Source organism: Streptomyces sp. NPDC006174, assembly GCF_040614075.1.
Classification (GTDB): Bacteria; Actinomycetota; Actinomycetes; order Streptomycetales; family Streptomycetaceae; genus Streptomyces.
The window spans coordinates 195,944-215,757 of sequence record NZ_JBEXTJ010000005.1; the positions used below are offsets into that span (position 1 = coordinate 195,944).

The following is a 19,814-nucleotide window of genomic DNA, read 5'->3' on the forward strand; positions in this document are numbered from 1 at the left end:
GGCGCCATGGCGGGAGAGCCGCAGTCCGACTGCCTGTTCTGCAAGATCGTCTCGGGGGACATCCCGGCGACCATCGTCCGGGAGAGCGAGACCACCGTCGCCTTCCGCGACATCAACCCGCAGGCCCCGACCCACGTCCTGGTCATCCCCAAGGTCCACTACCCGGACGCCGCCTCGCTGGCCGCCGCCGAACCGCAGATCGCCGCCGACGTGCTGCGCGAGGCCGGAGCGGTCGCCGCCGACGAGAAGGTGGACTCCACCGGCTACCGGATCATCCTCAACACCGGCTCCGGCGCCGGCCAGACCGTCTTCCACGCGCACGCGCACGTCCTGGGCGGCCGCGGCCTCCAGTGGCCGCCCGGATAACGCCCGTTCCGTAGGAGCCTCCTCCCATGTCCGTACGCGAGCTGGTGGTGCTCGGCACCGCCAGCCAGGTCCCGACCCGGCACCGCAACCACAACGGCTATCTGCTGCGCTGGGACGGTGAAGGCATCCTCTTCGATCCCGGCGAGGGCACCCAGCGCCAGATGCTGCGGGCCGGGGTCGCCGCGCACGACATCGACCGGATCTGCGTCACCCACTTCCACGGCGACCACTCGCTCGGGCTCGCCGGAGTGATCCAGCGCATCAACCTCGACCAGGTGCCGCACCCCGTCACCGCCCACTACCCGGCGAGCGGGCAGCACTTCTTCGACCGGCTGCGGTACGCCACCGCCTACCGCGAGACCGTCGAGCTGACCGAGACCCCGATCGCCGGAACCGGCGGGGTCCTCGCCACCACGGCCTCGTACACGCTGGACAGCCACCGCCTCTCGCACCCCGTCGAGTCGTACGGCTACCGCCTCACCGAGCCCGACAGCCGCCGCATGCTGTCCGCTCTCCTCAAGGAGCACGGGATCGCCGGACCGGACGTCGGCCGCCTCCGGCGTGAAGGCGTCCTCGGCGGTGTGAACCTGGAGCAGGTCTCCGAGCACCGGCGCGGCCAGCGGTTCGCGTTCGTCATGGACACGCGGCTCTGCGACGGCGTGTACGCGCTCGCCGAGGCGTGCGACATGCTCGTCATCGAGTCGACCTTCCTGGACGAGGACCAGAAGCTCGCCACCGACCACGGCCACCTGACCGCCGGACAGGCCGCCCGCGTGGCGAAGGAGTCAGGCGTACGCCACCTGGTGCTGACCCACTTCTCGCAGCGCTACAGCGACCCCGAACTCTTCGAGACGCAGGCCCGCGCCGCCGGGTTCGACGGCGAACTCACCGTGGCCCAGGACCTGATCAGAGTCCCGCTGCCGCCCCGGCACCACCACTGACCCCACCAGCACCACCGTTTGCGAGACACCGTGCACCTCCCCAAGGCCGAACTCCACCTCCACATCGAAGGCACCCTCGAACCCGAACTCGCCTTCACGCTCGCGGAACGCAACGGCGTGACTCTGCCGTACGCCACCGCCGACGAGCTGCGCAGGGCCTACGCGTTCGACGACCTCCAGTCCTTCCTGGACCTCTACTACGCGCTGATGGCCGTGCTGCGGACGGAGGAGGACTTCACCGAACTCGCCGACGCCTACCTCGCCCGCGCCGCCGCCCAAGGCGTCCGGCACGCCGAGATCTTCTTCGACCCGCAGGCCCACACCGCACGCGGTGTCCCGATCGGCACCGTCATCGAGGGGCTGAGCCGCGCGCTGGAGCGCAGCGAGGAGACCCACGGCATCTCCACCCAGCTCATCCTCTGCTTCCTGCGCGACCTCTCCGCCGAAGCGGCCCTCGGCACCCTCGACGCGGCCCGCCCCTACCTCCACCGGATCAGCGCGATCGGCCTGGACTCCGCCGAGGTCGGCCACCCGCCCGCCAAGTTCCGCGAGGTGTACGAAGCGGCCACCGCGCTCGGCCTGCGCAAGGTGGCCCACGCGGGCGAGGAGGGGCCGCCGTCCTACATCCGCGAGGCTCTGGACGTCCTCGGCGTCGAGCGCGTCGACCACGGGCTGCGCTGCATGGAGGACCCGGAGCTGGTGGCGCGGCTGGTCGCGGACCGGGTGCCGCTGACGCTCTGTCCGCTCTCCAACGTGCGGCTGCGCACGGTCGACACGCTGAAGGACCACCCGCTGCCGGAGATGATGGCGGCGGGTCTCCTCTGCACGGTCAACTCCGACGACCCCGCCTACTTCGGCGGGTACGCCGGAGACAACTTCGACGCCGTACGGGACGCGCTCGCGCTGGACCCGGAGCAGCTGCGCACCCTGGCCCGGAACTCCTTCGAGGCGGCCTTCCTCGACCACGACGAGGACCGCCGCGTGCGCTACCTGTCCGAGGTCGCGGCGTACGCGTTCGACTGACCGGGACCGCCGTCCGGACCGGCCGTGCGGATCGCGCTGCGCACCAGCCGCCTGCGCCGTACGCGGAGTTCGGTGACGGCCTGCTCCGGTGAGCCGAGCTTCGGCACCGCACCGGAGAGGCTGCCGGTGGTGGCGGCCAGCAGCGCGGCCGGTGCGCCGCCACGGCGGCGGACCGAGCCGGGCACCAGCGGACGGCCACCGGTGTGCAGCGCCACGGCGGTGACGGGCGCGGCGACCAGGAGCGTGGCCGCGCCCAGGATCAGGCCCATCGCCGGATAGCCGGCCTCCTCGGAGAGCACGCTGCCGAGCAGCGGGCCGCAGGCGACGCCCACGGAGGAGGCCGAACCCGCCAGGACCGCCCAGCGGCCGCGTACGTCCAAGGAGGCGGCCAGGCCGATCAGATAGGAGAGGACCACCGGGTAGACGGTGTTCCAGAGGATCTCGCCGGTCGCGAACGAGGCGAGGTCCCGGGCCGAGGAGCTGACCACGATGCTCCCGGCGATGACCACGGTCCCGAGCCCGATCGGCACCGCCCGGCCCACCCGCGCACCGAGCACACCGGCGCCCATGACGCCCAGCAGACCCGCGCCGAGCGCTGCGGCGAAGACCGCGCCGACGGTGACCTCGGTCAGACCCGCCTGCACCACGCCGATGCGGCTGCTGACGCCCCAGAGCGCGTTCTGCGCCATGGACCAGACGAGCATGCCGCCCGCCAGGACGAGACCGGAGCGGCGGTGCGGCAGCCGGCCGGTGATCCGGGAGGCGGACTCCTCCGGGGCCGTGGGGCCGTTCAGCCGGTTGGTGGCGGGCCAGACGAGCACCGCGACTAGCGCGATCGCGGCGAACGGGAGGCGGTGGCCGCCGCCGAGGTGCGGGATCGTCAGGTAGAGCGCGCCGGCGGTGGCGGAGACGGTGAGCAGGCCGAGCGAGGACGTCCGGTGCGGGTCGCGCTGCGCGGCGATCCCGGCCGCCGCGACCGCCGTCGCCGCACCCGAGCCGAAGCCGCCGACCATCACGGAGGCCACCACCAGCGGCACGGACCCGGCCAGCGCGGCGGAGCCGTATCCGACGGCGGCCAGCACCAGCCCGGCCCGGGCCGGAGTCCGGGAACCGTACCGCTCGACCCGGCCCGCCAGCGTGAACCCGGCGCTCGCCGAGCTCAGCAGCAGCGCACTGCCGACCAGGCCCGCCTGTGCGGGAGTCAGCCCGAGATGGACGCTGAGGCGGCCGACGATGGTGGGCAGCAGATAGGAGGCGAGGTAACCGGCGGTGAAGACGGCAACCAAGGGCCACGCGGCACGGCGCGACGACATGGGCGTTCCTGAAGACATGCCTGAGCAGGCAGAGGGGTGGGGGAGAGGGTGGTGCGACGCGCGCAGGGCAGGGCAGGACAGAGCGATGCTCGGCGCGCGGGAAAGGGGAGAATGCGAGGGAGTACGGGGAGATGCGAGAAGTGCGGCTCTCGTCGGGCAACGTCCCCGAAGGTGCTCGCGGGGCAATTTGTATCAAGCGCTCCCAGTCGACCGAAAGTCGCCTCGCTGTGATCTGAGCCACTTATGCGTTTATGCACCCGAAGGCCGGGTAGCAGCGCATGTTTATGCAGGTCAGCACCGCACGTCGACGGCCCACCGGATCGGCGGGGAGGCTCCACCGCTGTGCCCGAATCGGGCAGACTGGCCGGATCTCACACTGTCCAGATCTGCCGCACGGCCGGGGAGCGCACGGTGAGCACTGACACTCCAGGAATCGACCCGCTGCTGGCGCTGCGCGCCCCGCAGGACCCCGCCTGTGACGTCTTCCTGACGGGCACGGTCTTCCTCGACATCATCTTCACCGGCCTCGACAGCGCGCCCGTGCGCGGCACCGAGTCCTGGGCCCGCGGCATGGGCTCCAGTCCCGGCGGCGTCGCCAACATGGCCACCGCGCTCGCCCGACTCGGCCTGCACACCTCGCTGGCCGCGGCCTTCGGCGACGACCACTACGGCGAGTACTGCTGGGACGCGCTGGAACAGGGCGAAGGCATCGACCTGTCGATGTCGCACACCGTTCCCGGCTGGCACTCGCCGGTCACCGTCTCCATGGCGTACGAGGGCGAGCGCACGATGGTCTCGCACGGCCACGAGGCCCCGGCGCCCGGAGCCTCCGTCGTCCCGGGCCAGACCTCTCCCGCCCCGAACCCCGCCTTCCCGCAGTGCCCGCCGCGCGCCCGCGCCGCGATCGCCTCGCTCGTCCCGGGCCGCAGCGAACCCTGGGTCGCCACCGCCGCCCGGCACGGCGCACTGGTCTTCGCCGACGTCGGCTGGGACGAGAGCGGCCGCTGGGACCTGGACGCGTTGCCCGACCTGGCGCACTGCGAGGCGTTCCTGCCCAACGCCGCCGAGGCGATGCGCTACACCCGCACCGACTGTCCGCGCGCCGCCGCCCACGCGCTGGCCGAACGCGTCCCGCTCGCCGTCGTCACCCTGGGCACCGAGGGCGCGTACGCCGTGGACGGGCGCACCGGCGCCGCCGCCCAGGTGCCGGCCATCGCGGTGGAGGCGCTCGACCCGACGGGCGCCGGAGACGTCTTCGTGGCCGGATTCGTCACCGGCACCCTCGCCGACTGGCCGCTGGCCGACCGCCTGGCCTTCGCCGGGCTGACCGCCGCGCTCTCGGTCCAGGAGTTCGGCGGCTCGCTCTCCGCGCCCGGCTGGGCCGAGATCGCCGCCTGGTGGCAGCGCATCCGCACCCTCGACGACCAGGACCCGGCCGCGCTGGAGCGCTACGCGTTCCTGGAGGAGCTGCTGCCCACCACGGCCCGCGCCTGGCCGCTGCGGCGCGCGGTGCCCACGATCGGCTTCCGCCGGTGAACGGCCACCGGCCTCCTCGTACGCGCGGCCGATGACTCGTACGCGCGGCCGGTAAAAGGACTCCGTGTTGTCACTGCCAGGTCGTAGGCTGGGTAATCCAGAGGTTGTCGAGCAGCGAGAACCCTGCAACGGGAGGTATGCGCAGGCCCGAGGGCCGGCCCATGACTCAGACACCCACACACCCGCAGGCGCGTGCCCAGATCCGGATCCCGGCCGCTCACCCCATGGTGATGCTCCTCGGATCGGGTGACTCGCTGTTGCGCGTGATCGAAGAGGCCTTCCCGGCGGCCGACATCCATGTCCGGGGCAACGAGATCAGCGCCACGGGCGAGGCGGCCGACGTCGCCCTCATCCAGCGCCTGTTCGACGAGATGATGCTCGTGCTCCGCACCGGAGCGCCGATGACGGAGGACGCAGTGGAACGGTCGATCGCCATGCTCAGGGCGGCCGGCACCGGCGAGGGAGACCCGCAGGGCGAGACACCCGCCGAGGTGCTCACCCAGAACATCCTCTCCAACCGCGGCCGCACCATCCGCCCCAAGACGCTCAACCAGAAGCGGTACGTCGACGCGATCGACCAGCACACGATCGTCTTCGGTATCGGCCCGGCGGGCACCGGCAAGACCTACCTGGCCATGGCCAAGGCGGTCCAGGCGCTCCAGGCCAAGCAGGTCAGCCGCATCATCCTGACCCGTCCGGCGGTCGAGGCGGGAGAGCGGCTCGGCTTCCTCCCGGGCACGCTCTTCGACAAGATCGACCCGTATCTGCGCCCCCTCTACGACGCGCTGCACGACATGCTCGACCCCGACTCGATCCCGCGCCTGATGGCGGCGGGCACGATCGAGGTGGCGCCGCTGGCTTATATGCGCGGCCGTACGCTCAACGACGCCTTCATCATCCTCGACGAGGCGCAGAACACCAGCGCCGAGCAGATGAAGATGTTCCTCACCCGCCTCGGCTTCGACTCCAAGATCGTCATCACCGGTGACGTCACCCAGGTCGACCTGCCGAGCGGCACCAAGAGCGGGCTCCGGCAGGTCCAGGACATCCTGGACGGTGTGGAGGACGTGCACTTCTCCCGCCTCACCTCGCAGGATGTCGTCCGGCACAAGCTCGTCGGCCGTATCGTCGACGCGTACGAGAAGTACGACAGCCGAAACGATCAGCAGGACGGTCAGGCGGGCGGCCGGGAAGACGGCCGACGCGACCGACGTAAAGGGAAGTAGTCGCAGCGCACCATGTCGATCGACGTCAACAACGAGTCCGGAACCGAGGTCGACGAGCAGGCGATCCTCGGCATCGCCCGCTACGCACTGGCCCGGATGCGGATCCACCCGCTGTCCGAGCTCTCGGTGATCGTGGTGGACACCGACGCCATGGAGCAGCTGCACATCCAGTGGATGGACCTCCCCGGTCCGACCGATGTCATGTCCTTCCCGATGGACGAGCTCCGTCCGCCGGCCAAGGACGACGAGGAGCCTCCGCAGGGGCTCCTCGGTGACATCGTGCTCTGCCCGGAGGTCGCGAAGAAGCAGGGCGAAGAGGCGCCGACGCAGCACTCCATGGACGAGGAGCTCCAACTCCTGACCGTCCACGGAGTGCTGCACCTGCTGGGCTACGACCACGAGGTGCCCGAGGAGAAGGCCGAGATGTTCGGCCTCCAGGCCGCCATCGTGGACGGCTGGCGCGGTGAGCACGGGCTCACCGGCGCGTCCCCGGCCCCCACCGTCTCGTGATCGCGCCTCTGATCACCGGTGCCGTCCTGCTGGTCATGGTCGGCTGGCTGGCCGCCTGCGCCGAGGCGGGCATCGCCCGTACGTCGAGTTTCCGGGCGGACGAGGCGGTCCGGTCCGGCCGGCGCGGCAGCGCGAAGCTGGCGCAGATCGCCGCCGACCCGACGCGCTATCTCAACGTGGCCCTGCTGGTGCGGGTCGCCTGCGAGATGTCGGCCGGCGTGCTCGTCACCTACGTCTGCCTGCAGAGGTTCCCGGAGACCTGGGAGGCGCTCGCCTGCGCGATGGGCGTGATGGTCCTCGTCAGCTATGTCGCGATCGGCGTCTCGCCGCGCACCATCGGCCGCCAGCACCCGCTGAACACGGCGACCGCCTCCGCGTACGTCCTGCTGCCGCTGGCCCGGATCATGGGCCCGATCCCGCAGCTGCTGATCCTCATCGGCAACGCGCTCACGCCCGGCAAGGGGTTCCGCAAGGGCCCGTTCGCCAGCGAGGCCGAGCTGCGGGCCATGGTCGACCTGGCGGAGGCGGAGTCGCTGATCGAGGACGACGAGCGCCGCATGGTGCACTCGGTCTTCGAGCTCGGCGACACGCTGGTCCGCGAGGTGATGGTGCCGCGCACCGACCTGGTCTCCATCGAGCGCTACAAGACGATCCGTCAGGCCCTCACCCTCGCCCTGCGCTCCGGCTTCTCCCGGATCCCGGTCACCGGCGAGAACGAGGACGACATCGTCGGCATCGTCTACCTCAAGGACCTGGTCCGCAAGACCCACGTCAACCGCGAGTCCGAGGCCGACCCGGTCTCCACCGCGATGCGCCCGGCCGCCTTCGTCCCGGACACCAAGAACGCCGGTGACCTGCTGCGCGAGATGCAGCGGGACCGCAGCCATGTCGCCGTCGTCATCGACGAGTACGGCGGCACGGCCGGCATCGTCACGATCGAGGACATCCTGGAGGAGATCGTCGGCGAGATCACCGACGAGTACGACCGCGAGCTGCCGCCGGTCCAGGAGCTGGAGAACGGCTGCTACCGGGTGACCGCGCGGCTCGACATCGGCGATCTCGGCGACCTCTTCGGGCTCGACGAGTACGACGACGAGGACGTGGAGACCGTCGGCGGCCTGCTCGCCAAGGCGCTCGGCCGGGTCCCGATCGCCGGCGCCTCGGCCGTCGTCGACCTGCCCGACAGCCGCAAGCTCCGGCTCACCGCCGAGTCGCCGGCCGGTCGTCGCAACAAGATCGTCACGGTGCTGGTGGAGCCGCAGGACAAGGAAGCGGAGACGGAGACGGTATGACGCCCGAGCGGCTGCGCGCCTTCTGCCTGGAGTTCAACGCGAGCGCGGAGGAGTTCCCGTTCGGCCCGGAGACCTCGGTCTTCAAGGTGCTCGGCAAGGTGTTCGCGCTCACCACGCCGACCGCCGACCCGCTGACGGTCAACCTCAAGTGCGACCCGGACGAGGCGATCCGCCTTCGCGAGGAGCATCCGGAGGCCATCGTGCCCGGCTGGCACATGAACAAGCGCCACTGGAACACGGTCACCGTCTCCGCCGTCCCGGACCGCCTGCTGCGCGAGCTGATCGAGGACTCGTACGACCTGGTGGTCGCCGGTCTTCCGAAGGCGGAGCGGCTCCGGCTGGACCGGCCTTAGCGGTCACGTGATCGGGCCCGCTCCTCTCTCACGGGGAGCGGGCCCGTCCGCGTACCGGCGTGTGGCCGGCCCGGCCCGCTTCGTATGCTCGTGCCATGACCGACACCACCAACGCCGCCGACCTCGGCGCCGAGGACCGCAAGATCGTCACCCTGGCGCGCAGTGCCCGCGCCCGCAACGGCGTGGCCGAAGGCGCCGCCGTACGCGACGAGACGGGACGTACGTATGTGGCGGGCACCGTGGCGCTGGAGTCGCTGCAGCTGAGCGCGTTGCGGACCGCCGTCGCCATGGCCGTCGCCAGCGGCGCCACCTCGCTGGAGGCCGCCGCCGTCGTCTCCGCCGCCGAGACCACCGCCGACGAGGACCGCGCCGCCGTACGCGACCTGGGCGGACCGGAGACGCCGGTGTTCCTCGCGGGCCCGGATGGCACCCTGCGGCTACGGGTCACGGCGGGCTGACGGACCGGCCGCACCCCTGTCGGCGGCGGCCCTCCGGCGCGTCCGTACGGACCGCTGTGCGGGAGCGCCGCCGCGATCGGGGAGAATGGTCGCCATGAGCGCTCGCCCGAACCAAGAATCCGCTGCCCCGCAAGCGGAGACCACCTCCCCCCACCGGGCCGGCTTCGCCTGCTTCGTCGGCCGCCCCAACGCGGGCAAGTCCACCCTGACGAACGCTCTGGTCGGTCAGAAGGTGGCGATCACCTCCAACCGCCCCCAGACCACCAGGCACACCGTGCGCGGCATCGTGCACCGCGACGACGCGCAGTTGATCCTGGTCGACACCCCCGGCCTCCACAAGCCGCGCACGCTGCTCGGCGAGCGGCTCAACGACGTCGTACGGACCACCTGGGCCGAGGTCGACGTCATCGGCTTCTGCCTGCCCGCCGACCAGAAGCTCGGCCCCGGCGACAAGTACATCGTCAAGGAGCTCGCGGGGATCAAGAAGACCCCGAAGATCGCCATCATCACCAAGACCGACCTCGTCGAGTCGAAGGCGCTGGCCGAACAGCTGCTCGCCGTCTCCGCGCTCGCGGATGAGCTGGGCTTCGAGTGGGCCGAGATCATTCCGGTGTCGGCGGTCAAGGACCAGCAGGTCGGCCTGCTCGCCGACCTCATCGCCCCGCTGCTCCCTCAGAGCCCGCCGCTCTACCCGGAGGGCGACCTCACCGACGAGCCGGAGATGGTCATGGTCGCGGAGCTGATCCGCGAGGCCGCGCTGGAGGGCGTACGCGACGAGCTGCCGCACTCCATCGCCGTCGTGGTGGAGGAGATGCTGCCGCGCGAGAACCGTCCGGCGGACAAGCCGCTGCTGGACATCCACGCCAACGTCTACATCGAGCGCCCGAGCCAGAAGGGCATCATCATCGGCCCGAAGGGCAAGCGGCTGAAGGAAGTCGGCACGAAGTCGCGCAAGCACATCGAAGCGCTGCTCGGCACACCGGTCTTCCTGGACCTGCATGTGAAGGTCGCGAAGGACTGGCAGCGCGACCCGAAGCAGCTGCGGAAGCTCGGGTTCTGAGCCGGGCCGGGACCGGCGGCCGGAGGACGCCGCAGCCGCGCGAAGCCGCTGAGGCCGCCTAGGGCCGAAGGGTGCGAGTGCGGCCATGGAGATGGGTCCCGAAGCAGCTGCGGAAGCTGGGCTTCCAGCCGCGCTCGAAGAAATGCGCCGGTCTCACGCGCCCTCCTTGAGGACGCGTGAGACCAGCGTGCGCTGGGGCCCGGTCAGATCGGGGTCAGCGCAGTACACGGTGCGGTCCTCGACCGTGATCCGGTACCGGAATCCGTCCGGCACTCCGGACGGCGGCGCGTCCGGAGTGCCGTCCTCGGCAAAGGACGCGGCGGCGAGGATCTCCTCGGCGAGCGATTCCCACTCCGCCGCGTCCTCCCGGCCCTCGGTGTCGACCTCATGGTGGCGGGAGATGCCGGCGAAGCCGCCGGTCCTGGTGACCTGAATACGCATGGGGTCCTGTCTAGCCGGAGCCGGTCACGGGCTCAAGCCCGCCTTGCTCGGTGAACGCTCAATCCGCCGTCGGTACGCCCACCTCGGACCATGCCTTCAGCACCGCCTCCTTCTCGCCGCGCTCCCCGAAGCGGGCGCCGGCCGCCGCGACCGTCAGCCGCGCGAACTCCGCGAAGTCCGCCGTGGCCGTCAGCTCGCCGCCGGTCAGCACGTCGAACCAGATCTGCCCGGCCCGCTCCCAGGCGTTGCCGCCCAGGGCCGTGGCCAGGAGGTGGAACGCGCGGTTCGGGATGCCGGAGTTGATGTGGACGCCGCCGTTGTCCTCCTCCGTCTCGACGTAGTCCTCCATCGACGCGGGCTGCGGGTCCTTGCCGAGCACATCGTCGTCGTACGCCGTTCCCGGAGCCTTCATCGACCGCAGCGCGTCGCCGCTGACCCGCGGCGCCAGCAGTCCGGCGCCGATCAGCCAGTCGGCCTGCTCAGCGCTCTGGCCCAGCGAGTACTGCTTGACCAGCGAGCCGAACACGTCGGAGACCGACTCGTTGAGCGCGCCCGACTGGCCCTCGTAGCGCAGGTTGGCGGTGTACTGCGTGAGGCCGTGGGCCAGTTCGTGGGCGATGACGTCGATGGCGTACGTGAAGTCGAGGAAGATCTCGCCGTCGCCGTCGCCGAAGACCATCTGCTCGCCGTCGAAGAACGCGTTGTTGTACTCGTGGCCGTAGTGGACCGAGCCGATGAGCGGCAGGCCCTTGCCGTCGATCGAACTGCGGCCGTAGGCGGAGAGCAGCAGGTCGAAGGTGGCGCCGAGTCCGGCGTACGCGCGGTTGACGCTGGCGTCCGAGGTGGGCTTCTCGCCCTCGTCGCGGACCTTGGTGCCCGGCAGCGATGTGCCGTTCTCGCAGTCGTACAGGGTGCGGTGGGGCTTGGCGGGGACCGCGCCCGCCGTGGGGGTGGCGGGCGCGGCGGCCAGGGCCGTCAGGCGACGGCGGTCACGGCGGAGGGCGTCGGCCTCCAGGGTGCGGCGGGCCGGACCGGCCAGCCGGGCGTCGCCGGAGTGCGACAGCTTGTCGAGGACGTGGGGCGGCACGATGGTGCAGAAGACGGGGTGGGGCCCGTCACCGTTGGTTCGAGGGTGCATGTAAACGACTGTGGCACTCCGTCACCGCGCTGTCACTGCTTGCGACGATGATTGACGAAATGGAGTGATGAGTCACCGTTTCCCCCTCATCGATGCCCGGTCCCGCATACTGATACGGACCGACACCCCGGGCCATCCTCGGCTAGGCTCGTCGCATCATGCGTTTCGGGCTGCTTCTCCTTAGCTGCCGCGGCGAGGGCCTGTAGTCGTAGGCCGACCCCCTCCCCGCGGAGTCTGGTGCTGCAGCGACACCGTCGGCCGACCCCATGTCGGACCCCGAGGAGCCCTACGCCATGACCGCCGTGAACCCCACCGGTGCCGCGAACCCCGCCGAGAACGCCGTCGGCCGCCCCACCCCGATCACCAACGCGACGCAGCTCCAGAAGCCGTCCGGGATGCCGGTCCACAAGTACCGCGGTTACGAGGCCGTGGACATCGCCGACCGCACCTGGCCGGACAACCGCATCACCGTCGCGCCCCGCTGGCTGTCCACCGATCTGCGCGACGGCAACCAGGCGCTGATCGACCCGATGAGCCCGGCCCGCAAGCGTGAGATGTTCGATCTGCTCGTACGCATGGGCTACAAGGAGATCGAGGTCGGCTTCCCGTCCTCCGGCGAGACCGACTTCGCCTTCGTCCGCTCCATCATCGAAGAGGGCGCGATCCCCGAGGACGTGACGATCTCCGTCCTGACGCAGGCCCGCGAGGAGCTGATCGAGCGGACCGTGGAGTCGCTGGTCGGTGCCCGCCGGGCCACCGTCCACCTGTACAACGCCACCGCGCCGACCTTCCGCCGCGTCGTCTTCCGCGGCTCGAAGGAGCAGGTCAAGCAGATCGCGGTGGACGGTACGCGGCTGGTCATGGAGTACGCGGAGAAGATCCTCGGCCCGGAGACCATCTTCGGCTACCAGTACAGCCCGGAGATCTTCACCGACACCGAGCTGGACTTCGCTCTGGAGGTCTGCGAGGCGGTCTGTGACGTCTGGCAGCCCGAGGAGGGCCGCGAGATCATCCTGAACCTGCCGGCCACCGTGGAGCGTTCCACGCCCTCCACCCACGCGGACCGCTTCGAGTGGATGTCGCGCAACCTGTCCCGCCGCGAGTTCGTCTGCCTGTCGGTCCACCCGCACAACGACCGCGGTACGGCGGTGGCGGCGGCCGAGCTGGCCATCATGGCCGGCGCCGACCGCATCGAGGGCTGCCTGTTCGGCCAGGGCGAGCGGACCGGCAACGTCGACCTGGTCACCCTGGGCATGAACCTGTTCTCGCAGGGCGTGGACCCGCAGATCGACTTCTCGCAGATCGACGAGATCCGCCGCACCAGCGAGTACTGCAACCAGATGGAGATCCACCCGCGCCACCCGTACGCGGGCGACCTCGTCTACACCGCCTTCTCCGGCTCCCACCAGGACGCCATCAAGAAGGGCTTCGACGCGATGGAGAAGGACGCGGCGTCCCAGGGCAGGAGCGTCGACGCCATCGAGTGGGCCGTGCCGTACCTGCCGATCGACCCGAAGGACGTCGGCCGCTCCTACGAGGCGGTCATCCGCGTCAACTCGCAGTCCGGCAAGGGCGGTATCGCGTACGTCCTGAAGAACGACCACAAGCTGGACCTGCCGCGCCGGATGCAGATCGAGTTCTCCCGGATCATTCAGGCCAAGACCGACGCCGAGGGCGGCGAGGTCACTCCGACGCAGATCTGGTCCACCTTCCAGGACGAGTACCTGCCGAACGCGGACAACGCTGTGGCTCGATGGGGTCGCATCCAGCTGCGCTCCGGCCAGACCACCACCGACACCGACGGCACGGACACCCTGACCGTCGAGGCCACCGTGGACGGCGCGGACACCGTGCTGACCGGTTCCGGCAACGGTCCGATCTCGGCGTTCTTCGAAGCGCTGCAGGCCGTCGGCATCGACGCCCGGCTGCTGGACTACACCGAGCACACGATGAGCGAAGGCGCCAGCGCGCAGGCCGCCTCCTACATCGAGTGCGCGATCGACGGCAAGGTGCTGTGGGGCATCGGCATCGACGCCAACACCACCCGCGCCTCGCTCAAGGCGGTCGTCTCCGCGGTCAACCGCGCCTCGCGCTGACCCGGCCGGCCACTCCCTCGTACGGACGTCCGCTTCGACCCCGTACGTCAGCAGTCACAGAACCCCGATCGCCCGCTCCGGGCGGTCGGGGTTCGGCCATGTTCGAAGGGTTGTGACCTCCGCGCTACTGACGCCGCCTCGCGCATGTGGCTAACATCACGTCCAACACACGGCAATGTTGCCGGAGCGTTACGGAGGTGTGCGACGTGCGGTCAGCCAAAGGACAACGCGCTCTGAGGCCGGTCCTCTGCGGCATCCGCACGGTCTGGGACGCCGTCGGCGACGGCGCCTTCTTCTGCCCGGGCTGCGGCGGCGACCGCAACTACCGCCGCCTGACCGGCCGCCGCCGGCTCACCGTCCTCGGCATCCCGCTGGCCCGCCGCGGCGAGACCGGACCCGTGGTGGAGTGCGGAGCCTGCCGCGCCCGCTTCGCCACCGACGCCCTGGACCACCCCACCACCACCCGGTTCTCCTCGATGCTCCGGGAGGCCGTCCACACCGTCACGCTGGCCGTCCTCGCGGCCGGTGGCACCACCTCCCGCACGGTCCTGGACACCGCCGTCGGCGTCGTACGGGACGCCGGGCTCGACGACTGCACGCAGGAGCAGCTCTACACCGTGGTGGAGGTGCTCGCCGCCGACACCGGCTACGGCTCCCGGTCCGACCCGGCGGCCGAGGCGTGCGGCGCGACCCTCGCCATCGAGCTCCACGAGGTCCTGGCCCCGCTCGCTCCGCACCTGGCCGCCGCCGGCCGTGAGTCGGTCCTCCTCCAAGGCGCCAGGATCGCGCTCGCCGACGGGCCCTACAGCCCGGCCGAGCGCGAGGTCCTGACGACGGTGGGCGGCGCGCTGGAGCTCCCGGCCGACGACACCGCCCGCCTGCTCGCAGCGGCGGCGCGCACGCCCTCCTAGAGGCTCCTGGGACCTCCTGGAGGCGTACAGGCGTCCGGGTGTGCGCGACAATGGCCCCATGAGCTTGTTCCGGGACGACGGCGTCGTGCTGCGTACGCAGAAACTGGGCGAGGCCGACCGGATCATCACGATCCTGACCCGCGGCCACGGCCGGGTCCGCGCTGTCGCCCGCGGCGTGCGCCGCACCAAGTCCAAGTTCGGTGCCCGGCTGGAGCCCTTCTCCCACGTCGACGTGCAGTTCTTCGCGCGCGGCAGTGAGCTGGTCGGCCGCGGCCTGCCGCTCTGCACCCAGAGCGAGACGATCGCTCCGTACGGCGGGGGCATCGTCGCCGACTACGCCCGTTACACCGCCGGCACCGCGATGCTGGAGACCGCCGAGCGGTTCACCGACCACGAGGGCGAGCCGGCAGTCCAGCAGTACCTGCTCCTCGTCGGCGGCCTGCGCACCCTCGCCCGCGGCGAGCACGCGCCGCACCTCATCCTGGACGCGTTCCTGCTGCGCTCGCTCGCGGTGAACGGGTACGCGCCGAGCTTCGAGAACTGCGCGAGGTGCGGGATGCCGGGTCCCAACCGGTTCTTCTCCGTCGCGGCGGGAGGCGTCATATGCGGTGACTGCCGGGTCCCCGGCAGCGTCGTACCCTCGGCACAGGCCCTGGAGCTGCTGAGCGCGCTGCTGAGCGGTGACTGGGAGACGGCGGACGCGTGCGAGGCGCGTCATGTCAGGGAGGGGAGCGGGCTGGTGTCCGCCTATCTGCACTGGCATCTGGAGCGCGGCCTGCGCTCGCTGCGGTACGTGGAGAAGTGACGCGGGCCGTAAAGCACGTCATGCGGCGACGCGGTACGTAAAGAAGTGACACAGGGAGACTGAGAACCTCATGGCAGTACGCGGGATCCTCGGCGGCCGTAACCGGCGCACGTACAAGACCCCCGAGCCGCACCCCTCGGGCGCGACGCCTCCGAAGATCCCCGGCGAGCTGGTGCCCCAGCACGTCGCCGTCGTGATGGACGGCAACGGCCGCTGGGCCAAGGAGCGCGGTCTGCCGCGCACCGAGGGTCACAAGATCGGTGAGGGCGTCGTCATGGACGTGCTCAAGGGCTGTATCGAGATGGGCGTCAAGAACCTCTCGCTCTACGCCTTCTCCACGGAGAACTGGAAGCGCTCGCCGGACGAGGTGAAGTTCCTGATGAACTTCAACCGCGACGTGATCCGCCGCCGCCGCGACGAGATGGACGAGCTCGGCATCCGGATCCGCTGGGTCGGCCGCATGCCCAAGCTGTGGAAGTCCGTCGTCCAGGAGCTCCAGGTCGCCCAGGAGCAGACCAAGGACAACGACAAGATGACGCTGTACTTCTGCGTCAACTACGGCGGCCGTGCCGAGATCGCGGACGCCGCGCAGCGCATCGCGCAGGACGTGGCGGCCGGAAGGCTCGACCCGGCCAAGGTCAACGAGAAGACGTTCCAGAAGTACATCTACTACCCGGACATGCCGGACGTGGACCTCTTCGTGCGTCCCAGCGGCGAGCAGCGCACCTCGAACTACCTGATCTGGCAGAGCGCGTACGCGGAGATGGTCTTCCAGGACGTTCTCTGGCCGGATTTCGACCGCCGCGACCTGTGGCGGGCCTGCCTGGAGTACGCGCAGCGCGACCGCCGCTTCGGCGGTGCGCAGGAGGCGGCGGAGGCCGCCGAGAAGCGAAGCGACACGTAATCCGCCGAGAAGTGAGGTAACACGTAACAGAGGGCTCTGTACGCGTACAGAGCCCTCTGTTACGTTCGCGCGCTTACTTCTTGCTCGCGGCACACTCCGCACACGTGCCGAAGATCTCGACGGTGTGCGCGACGTTCACATAGCCGTGCTGGGCGGCGATCATCTCGGCCCACTGTTCGACGGCGGGCCCTTCGACCTCGACCGCCTTGCCGCAGAGCCGGCAGACCAGGTGGTGGTGATGGTCACCGGTCGAGCACCGCCGGTAGACGGCCTCGCCCTCGGTGGTGCGCAGGACGTCGACCTCGCCCGCGTCGGCGAGGGACTGCAGGGTCCGGTAGACCGTGGTCAGGCCCACGGAGTCGCCGCGGTGCTTGAGGACGTCGTGCAGCTCCTGGGCGCTGCGGAACTCGTCGACCTCGTCGAGGGCCGCCGCCACCGCCGCCCGCTGCCGGGTGGACCGGCCGCGTACCGGCGCTGCGTTCGTGCCACTGATCGGCGCCGTGGCCACAGGTGCCTCCTCGTGTCGCCCGTACATGTGTCGGGCCATTGTGCCAGCCCACCCGGGCGCCGCACTCAAACGCGCAGGTCGTCCGTCCCCCGGCGGGCCGCCGGTACCTCCAGGGTGCACTCGGCGCCCTTCTCCTCGCTCGTCCGGGCCCGGCGCCGGGCGAGCGGAGCCGCGAGCGCGGTCAGGACGACGAACACCGCGATGGCCAGCAGCACGATCGTCGCGCCCGGCGGGACGTCCTGGTAGTACGAGGTCACGGTGCCGGTCAGGGTCACGGCGGTGCCGATCACCACGGAGAGCACGAACGTCACCTTGAAGGACTTGGTGATCTGCTGCGCGGCCGCCACCGGCACTACCATCAGCGCGCTGACCAGCAGCAGCCCGACGACCCGCATCGCGACGGTCACCGTGACGGCGGCCGTCACCGCGATCAGCAGGTTCAGCACCCGCACCGGCAGTCCGGTGACCCGGGCGAACTCCTCGTCCTGGCTGACCGCGAACAGCTGCCGCCGCAGCCCCACGGTGACCAGCACCACGAAGGCGGCGAGCACACAGATCGCGATCACGTCGGACTCGGAGACGGTGGAGAGCGAGCCGAAGAGGTACGAGGTCAGGTTGGCGTTCGAGCCGGTGTCGGAGAGGTTGATCAGCATCACGCCGCCCGCCATGCCGCCGTAGAAGAGCATCGCCAGGGCGAGGTCGCCGCGCGTGTGCCCGTACCAGCGGATCAGCTCCATGACGACCGCACCGGCCACGGCGACGGCGGTGGCCATCCAGACCGGGCTGGTCGAGAGCAGGAAGCCGAGGCCGACACCGGTCATCGCGATGTGGCCGATGCCGTCGCCCATGAGCGCCTGCCGCCGCTGGACCAGGTAGATGCCGATGGCGGGCGCGGTGATGCCGACCAGGACGGCCGCGATGAGCGCCCGCTGCATGAAAGGAGGGTTGAGGAATTCGAACAGCATCAGGTCAGCAGTCCCGTCCGTACGGGCTCGGCGGCCGCGTGAGGGTGTACGTGGTCGTGGCCGGGCAGCGCGTGCTGGCCGAGCGCCTCCGGCGGCGGGCCGTCGTGCGTGACGCAGCCGTCGCGCAGGACCACGGCCCGGTCGATCAGCGGCTCCAGCGGACCCAGCTCGTGCAGCACCAGCAGCACGGAGGTGCCGAGCGCCACCTGCTCGCGCAGCGTCGAGGCGAGGATCTCCTGACTGGCCAGGTCCACCCCGGCCATCGGCTCGTCCATGATCAGCAGCTCCGGCTCGGCGGCCAGCGCGCGGGCGATCAGGACCCGCTGGTGCTGCCCGCCCGACAGAGCGCCCACGGAGTCCTTGGCGCGGTCGGCCAGGCCCACCAGCTCGATGGCCCGCTCCACGGCCGCCTTGTCCGCCTTCCTGGGCCACCGCAGCTTCGTCACCGCCAGCCGGCCGGAGGCGACGACCTCGCGGATGGTGGCGGGCACGCCGCCGGCGGCCGTGGTGCGCTGCGGCACGTAACCGATCCGGCCCCACTGGCGGAAGCGCCGCAGCTCGGTGCCGAACAGCTCGACGGTGCCGCCGGTCAGCGGGACCTGGCCGATGGCGGATCGTACGGCGGTGGACTTGCCGGAACCGTTGGCGCCGAGCAGCGCGACGACCTCGCCGCGGCCCACGGTGAGGTCCACACCGCGCAGCACGGGCCGCGAGCCGAGGGTCGCGGTGGCGCCGCGCAGGCTGACGACGGCCTCGCGGCCGGCGGCCACGGGCTCGCGGGTGGTGCTCTCACGCTCCGGCATGAGCGCCTCCGATCGGATGGTCCTACGAGTGAAGCGGGTGGTGCGGGTCACTTCGCGCCGAGTGCCTTCTGCAGCGCGGTGAGGTTGGACTCCATGACCGCGATGTAGTCAGCGCCCTGGGACTTCTTCGTGATTCCCTCCAGCGGGTCCAGGACGCCGGTCTTGAGGCCGGTGTCCTTCGCGAGGGTCTTCGCCGTCCTGTCGCTGGCGAGCGTCTCGAAGAAGACCGTGGTGGCCTTCTCCTTCTCCGCGATGGTGTGGATCTCCTGGATGCGCGCGGGGCTCGGCTCGGCCTCCGGGTCGATGCCCGCGATGCCCTGCTGGGTGAGGCCGTAGCGCTCGGCGAGGTAGCCGAAGGCGGAGTGGGTGGTGATGAAGGTCTTGGTGGCGGTGTTCTTCAGCCCGGTCTCGTACGCCGTGTTCAGCTTGTTCAACTCACCGACCAGCGCCTCGGTGTTCTTCTTGTAGTCGGCGGCGTGGTCCGGGTCGGCCTTCTCCAGCGACTTGCCGACGCCCTTGGCGACCTCGGCGTACTTCACCGGGTCCAGCCAGACGTGCGGGTCGGCGCCGCCTTCCTCGCCGTGGTTGTGGCCGTCGCCTTCTTCGTGTTCCGCGTGCTCGTCCTCATGGCCGTGGTCGTGATCGTGGCCGCTGACCTCGGAGCCGTGGTTCTCCAGCGTGGTGAGGGTCGCGGCGTCGACGGTGTTCTTCACACCGGACTGCAGAATCGCATCGTCCACGGCGGGCTGGATGCCCTTGAGGTACAGCACGTAGTCGGCCTCGCTGATGGAGCCGATCTGGCGCGGAGTGAGTTCCAGGTCGTGCGGCTCGACGCCCGGCTTGGTGAGGCTGGTGACGGCGACGTGCTCGCCGCCGATCTTCTCGGCCAGGAACTGCATCGGGTAGAAGGACGCCGTCACCCGCAGCTTGTCGCCGTTGCTTCCGCTGCCTCCGTCGGCCGCGTCGGAGGTGGAGCAGGCGGAGAGAGCGGTCAGACCGAGGACGGCAGCTCCGGCGACGGCGGTGGTGGGTATCAGGCGGCGTACGTTCATGACAGTCATTTTCAACAAAAGTGGAAACGATTGTCAACAAGGCAGATGAGATGCCCGGAAGATCACGAGGTGATGAGGCGGAGGCCCCACGGATTTGATCCCGGGGGTGCGCC

The 19,814-nt window shown here is 70.5% G+C and carries 21 protein-coding genes; 14 read left to right on the top strand and 7 right to left on the bottom strand.

The features are described from left to right. Positions 1-6 precede the first annotated feature (6 nt). Genes ABZ267_RS13115 through ABZ267_RS13125 form a run of 3 tightly spaced genes read left to right on the top strand, consistent with a single transcriptional unit; the run spans position 7 to position 2,330 of the window. Positions 7-366, top strand: a complete 360-nt coding sequence (locus tag ABZ267_RS13115) for a histidine triad nucleotide-binding protein (protein ID WP_356750339.1) — start codon at positions 7-9, stop codon at positions 364-366. A gap of 26 nt (positions 367-392) precedes the next feature. Further along, positions 393-1,307: a ribonuclease Z gene (locus tag ABZ267_RS13120; protein ID WP_356750341.1), complete on the top strand. Its 915-nt coding sequence runs from the start codon at positions 393-395 to the stop codon at positions 1,305-1,307. A 30-nt stretch (positions 1,308-1,337) separates the two neighbouring features. Then, a complete protein-coding gene (locus tag ABZ267_RS13125; RefSeq protein WP_356750343.1) occupies positions 1,338-2,330 on the top strand; it encodes an adenosine deaminase in 993 nt (330 codons plus the stop codon). Here ABZ267_RS13125 and ABZ267_RS13130 read toward each other — a convergent pair. Continuing rightward, complete coding sequence (locus tag ABZ267_RS13130) at positions 2,294-3,643, bottom strand: MFS transporter (protein WP_356750345.1); 1,350 nt, start codon at positions 3,641-3,643, stop codon at positions 2,294-2,296. The genes ABZ267_RS13125 and ABZ267_RS13130 overlap by 37 nt on opposite strands. 411 nt (positions 3,644-4,054) lie before the next feature. Here ABZ267_RS13130 and ABZ267_RS13135 point away from each other — a divergent pair, with 411 nt between their 5' ends. The 7 genes from ABZ267_RS13135 (at position 4,055) to era (ending at position 10,078) form a co-directional block, all read left to right on the top strand. Then, complete coding sequence (locus tag ABZ267_RS13135; protein WP_356750346.1) at positions 4,055-5,179, top strand: PfkB family carbohydrate kinase; 1,125 nt, start codon at positions 4,055-4,057, stop codon at positions 5,177-5,179. Between the two features lie 161 nt (positions 5,180-5,340). Then, positions 5,341-6,405 carry a PhoH family protein gene (locus ABZ267_RS13140; protein ID WP_356750348.1) on the top strand — a complete coding sequence of 355 codons (1,065 nt, stop codon included), beginning with the start codon at positions 5,341-5,343 and terminating at the stop codon, positions 6,403-6,405. Between the two features lie 12 nt (positions 6,406-6,417). Continuing rightward, the gene (ybeY, locus tag ABZ267_RS13145) at positions 6,418-6,915 is read left to right on the top strand and encodes an rRNA maturation RNase YbeY (protein ID WP_356750350.1); all 498 of its coding nucleotides are present in this window, start codon (positions 6,418-6,420) and stop codon (positions 6,913-6,915) included. Further along, on the top strand, positions 6,912-8,207 hold the full coding sequence (locus ABZ267_RS13150) for a hemolysin family protein (RefSeq protein WP_356750352.1): 1,296 nt from the start codon (positions 6,912-6,914) through the stop codon (positions 8,205-8,207). The genes ybeY and ABZ267_RS13150 overlap by 4 nt, the downstream gene beginning before the upstream one ends. Further along, positions 8,204-8,560: an MmcQ/YjbR family DNA-binding protein gene (locus ABZ267_RS13155; protein ID WP_356750354.1), complete on the top strand. Its 357-nt coding sequence runs from the start codon at positions 8,204-8,206 to the stop codon at positions 8,558-8,560. Before ABZ267_RS13150 ends, ABZ267_RS13155 begins: the two co-directional genes overlap by 4 nt. 95 nt (positions 8,561-8,655) lie before the next feature. Further along, positions 8,656-9,018 (top strand): cytidine deaminase, encoded by a 363-nt coding sequence (locus tag ABZ267_RS13160; protein ID WP_356750356.1) that lies wholly within the window; start codon positions 8,656-8,658, stop codon positions 9,016-9,018. A 94-nt stretch (positions 9,019-9,112) separates the two neighbouring features. Next, positions 9,113-10,078, top strand: a complete 966-nt coding sequence (gene era / locus ABZ267_RS13165) for a GTPase Era (RefSeq protein ID WP_356750358.1) — start codon at positions 9,113-9,115, stop codon at positions 10,076-10,078. Positions 10,079-10,231: 153 nt separating this feature from the next. Here the strand turns inward: era and ABZ267_RS13170 are convergent, their stop codons facing one another. Together ABZ267_RS13170 and ABZ267_RS13175 are read right to left on the bottom strand one after the other, a co-directional pair. Continuing rightward, positions 10,232-10,519 carry a protealysin inhibitor emfourin gene (locus tag ABZ267_RS13170; protein ID WP_356750360.1) on the bottom strand — a complete coding sequence of 96 codons (288 nt, stop codon included), beginning with the start codon at positions 10,517-10,519 and terminating at the stop codon, positions 10,232-10,234. Between the two features lie 58 nt (positions 10,520-10,577). Next, the gene (locus tag ABZ267_RS13175) at positions 10,578-11,657 is read right to left on the bottom strand and encodes a M4 family metallopeptidase (protein WP_356750362.1); all 1,080 of its coding nucleotides are present in this window, start codon (positions 11,655-11,657) and stop codon (positions 10,578-10,580) included. A gap of 293 nt (positions 11,658-11,950) precedes the next feature. Between ABZ267_RS13175 and leuA the strand changes: the two genes are divergently transcribed. The 4 genes from leuA to ABZ267_RS13195 all read left to right on the top strand — a co-directional run bounded on the left by leuA (position 11,951) and on the right by ABZ267_RS13195 (position 16,373). Then, a complete protein-coding gene (leuA, locus tag ABZ267_RS13180) occupies positions 11,951-13,753 on the top strand; it encodes a 2-isopropylmalate synthase (RefSeq protein WP_356750364.1) in 1,803 nt (600 codons plus the stop codon). Positions 13,754-13,959: 206 nt separating this feature from the next. After that, positions 13,960-14,664, top strand: coding sequence for a TerB family tellurite resistance protein (locus tag ABZ267_RS13185; RefSeq protein ID WP_356750366.1), 705 nt, complete (start codon positions 13,960-13,962; stop codon positions 14,662-14,664). 58 nt (positions 14,665-14,722) lie between these two features. Continuing rightward, the gene (recO, locus tag ABZ267_RS13190; protein WP_356750368.1) at positions 14,723-15,469 is read left to right on the top strand and encodes a DNA repair protein RecO; all 747 of its coding nucleotides are present in this window, start codon (positions 14,723-14,725) and stop codon (positions 15,467-15,469) included. A gap of 70 nt (positions 15,470-15,539) precedes the next feature. Beyond that, positions 15,540-16,373, top strand: a complete 834-nt coding sequence (locus tag ABZ267_RS13195; RefSeq protein ID WP_356750370.1) for an isoprenyl transferase — start codon at positions 15,540-15,542, stop codon at positions 16,371-16,373. Between the two features lie 73 nt (positions 16,374-16,446). On the opposite strand, the gene ABZ267_RS13200 is transcribed toward ABZ267_RS13195, so the two are convergent. The 4 genes from ABZ267_RS13200 to ABZ267_RS13215 all read right to left on the bottom strand — a co-directional run bounded on the left by ABZ267_RS13200 (position 16,447) and on the right by ABZ267_RS13215 (position 19,701). Beyond that, the gene (locus ABZ267_RS13200) at positions 16,447-16,881 is read right to left on the bottom strand and encodes a transcriptional repressor (RefSeq protein ID WP_030563397.1); all 435 of its coding nucleotides are present in this window, start codon (positions 16,879-16,881) and stop codon (positions 16,447-16,449) included. A gap of 65 nt (positions 16,882-16,946) precedes the next feature. Further along, positions 16,947-17,846, bottom strand: coding sequence for a metal ABC transporter permease (locus ABZ267_RS13205; RefSeq protein WP_356750372.1), 900 nt, complete (start codon positions 17,844-17,846; stop codon positions 16,947-16,949). Beyond that, a complete protein-coding gene (locus tag ABZ267_RS13210; RefSeq protein WP_356750374.1) occupies positions 17,846-18,649 on the bottom strand; it encodes a metal ABC transporter ATP-binding protein in 804 nt (267 codons plus the stop codon). The genes ABZ267_RS13205 and ABZ267_RS13210 overlap by 1 nt, the downstream gene beginning before the upstream one ends. 47 nt (positions 18,650-18,696) lie before the next feature. Further along, positions 18,697-19,701, bottom strand: a complete 1,005-nt coding sequence (locus ABZ267_RS13215; RefSeq protein ID WP_356750376.1) for a zinc ABC transporter substrate-binding protein — start codon at positions 19,699-19,701, stop codon at positions 18,697-18,699. Positions 19,702-19,814 lie beyond the last annotated feature (113 nt).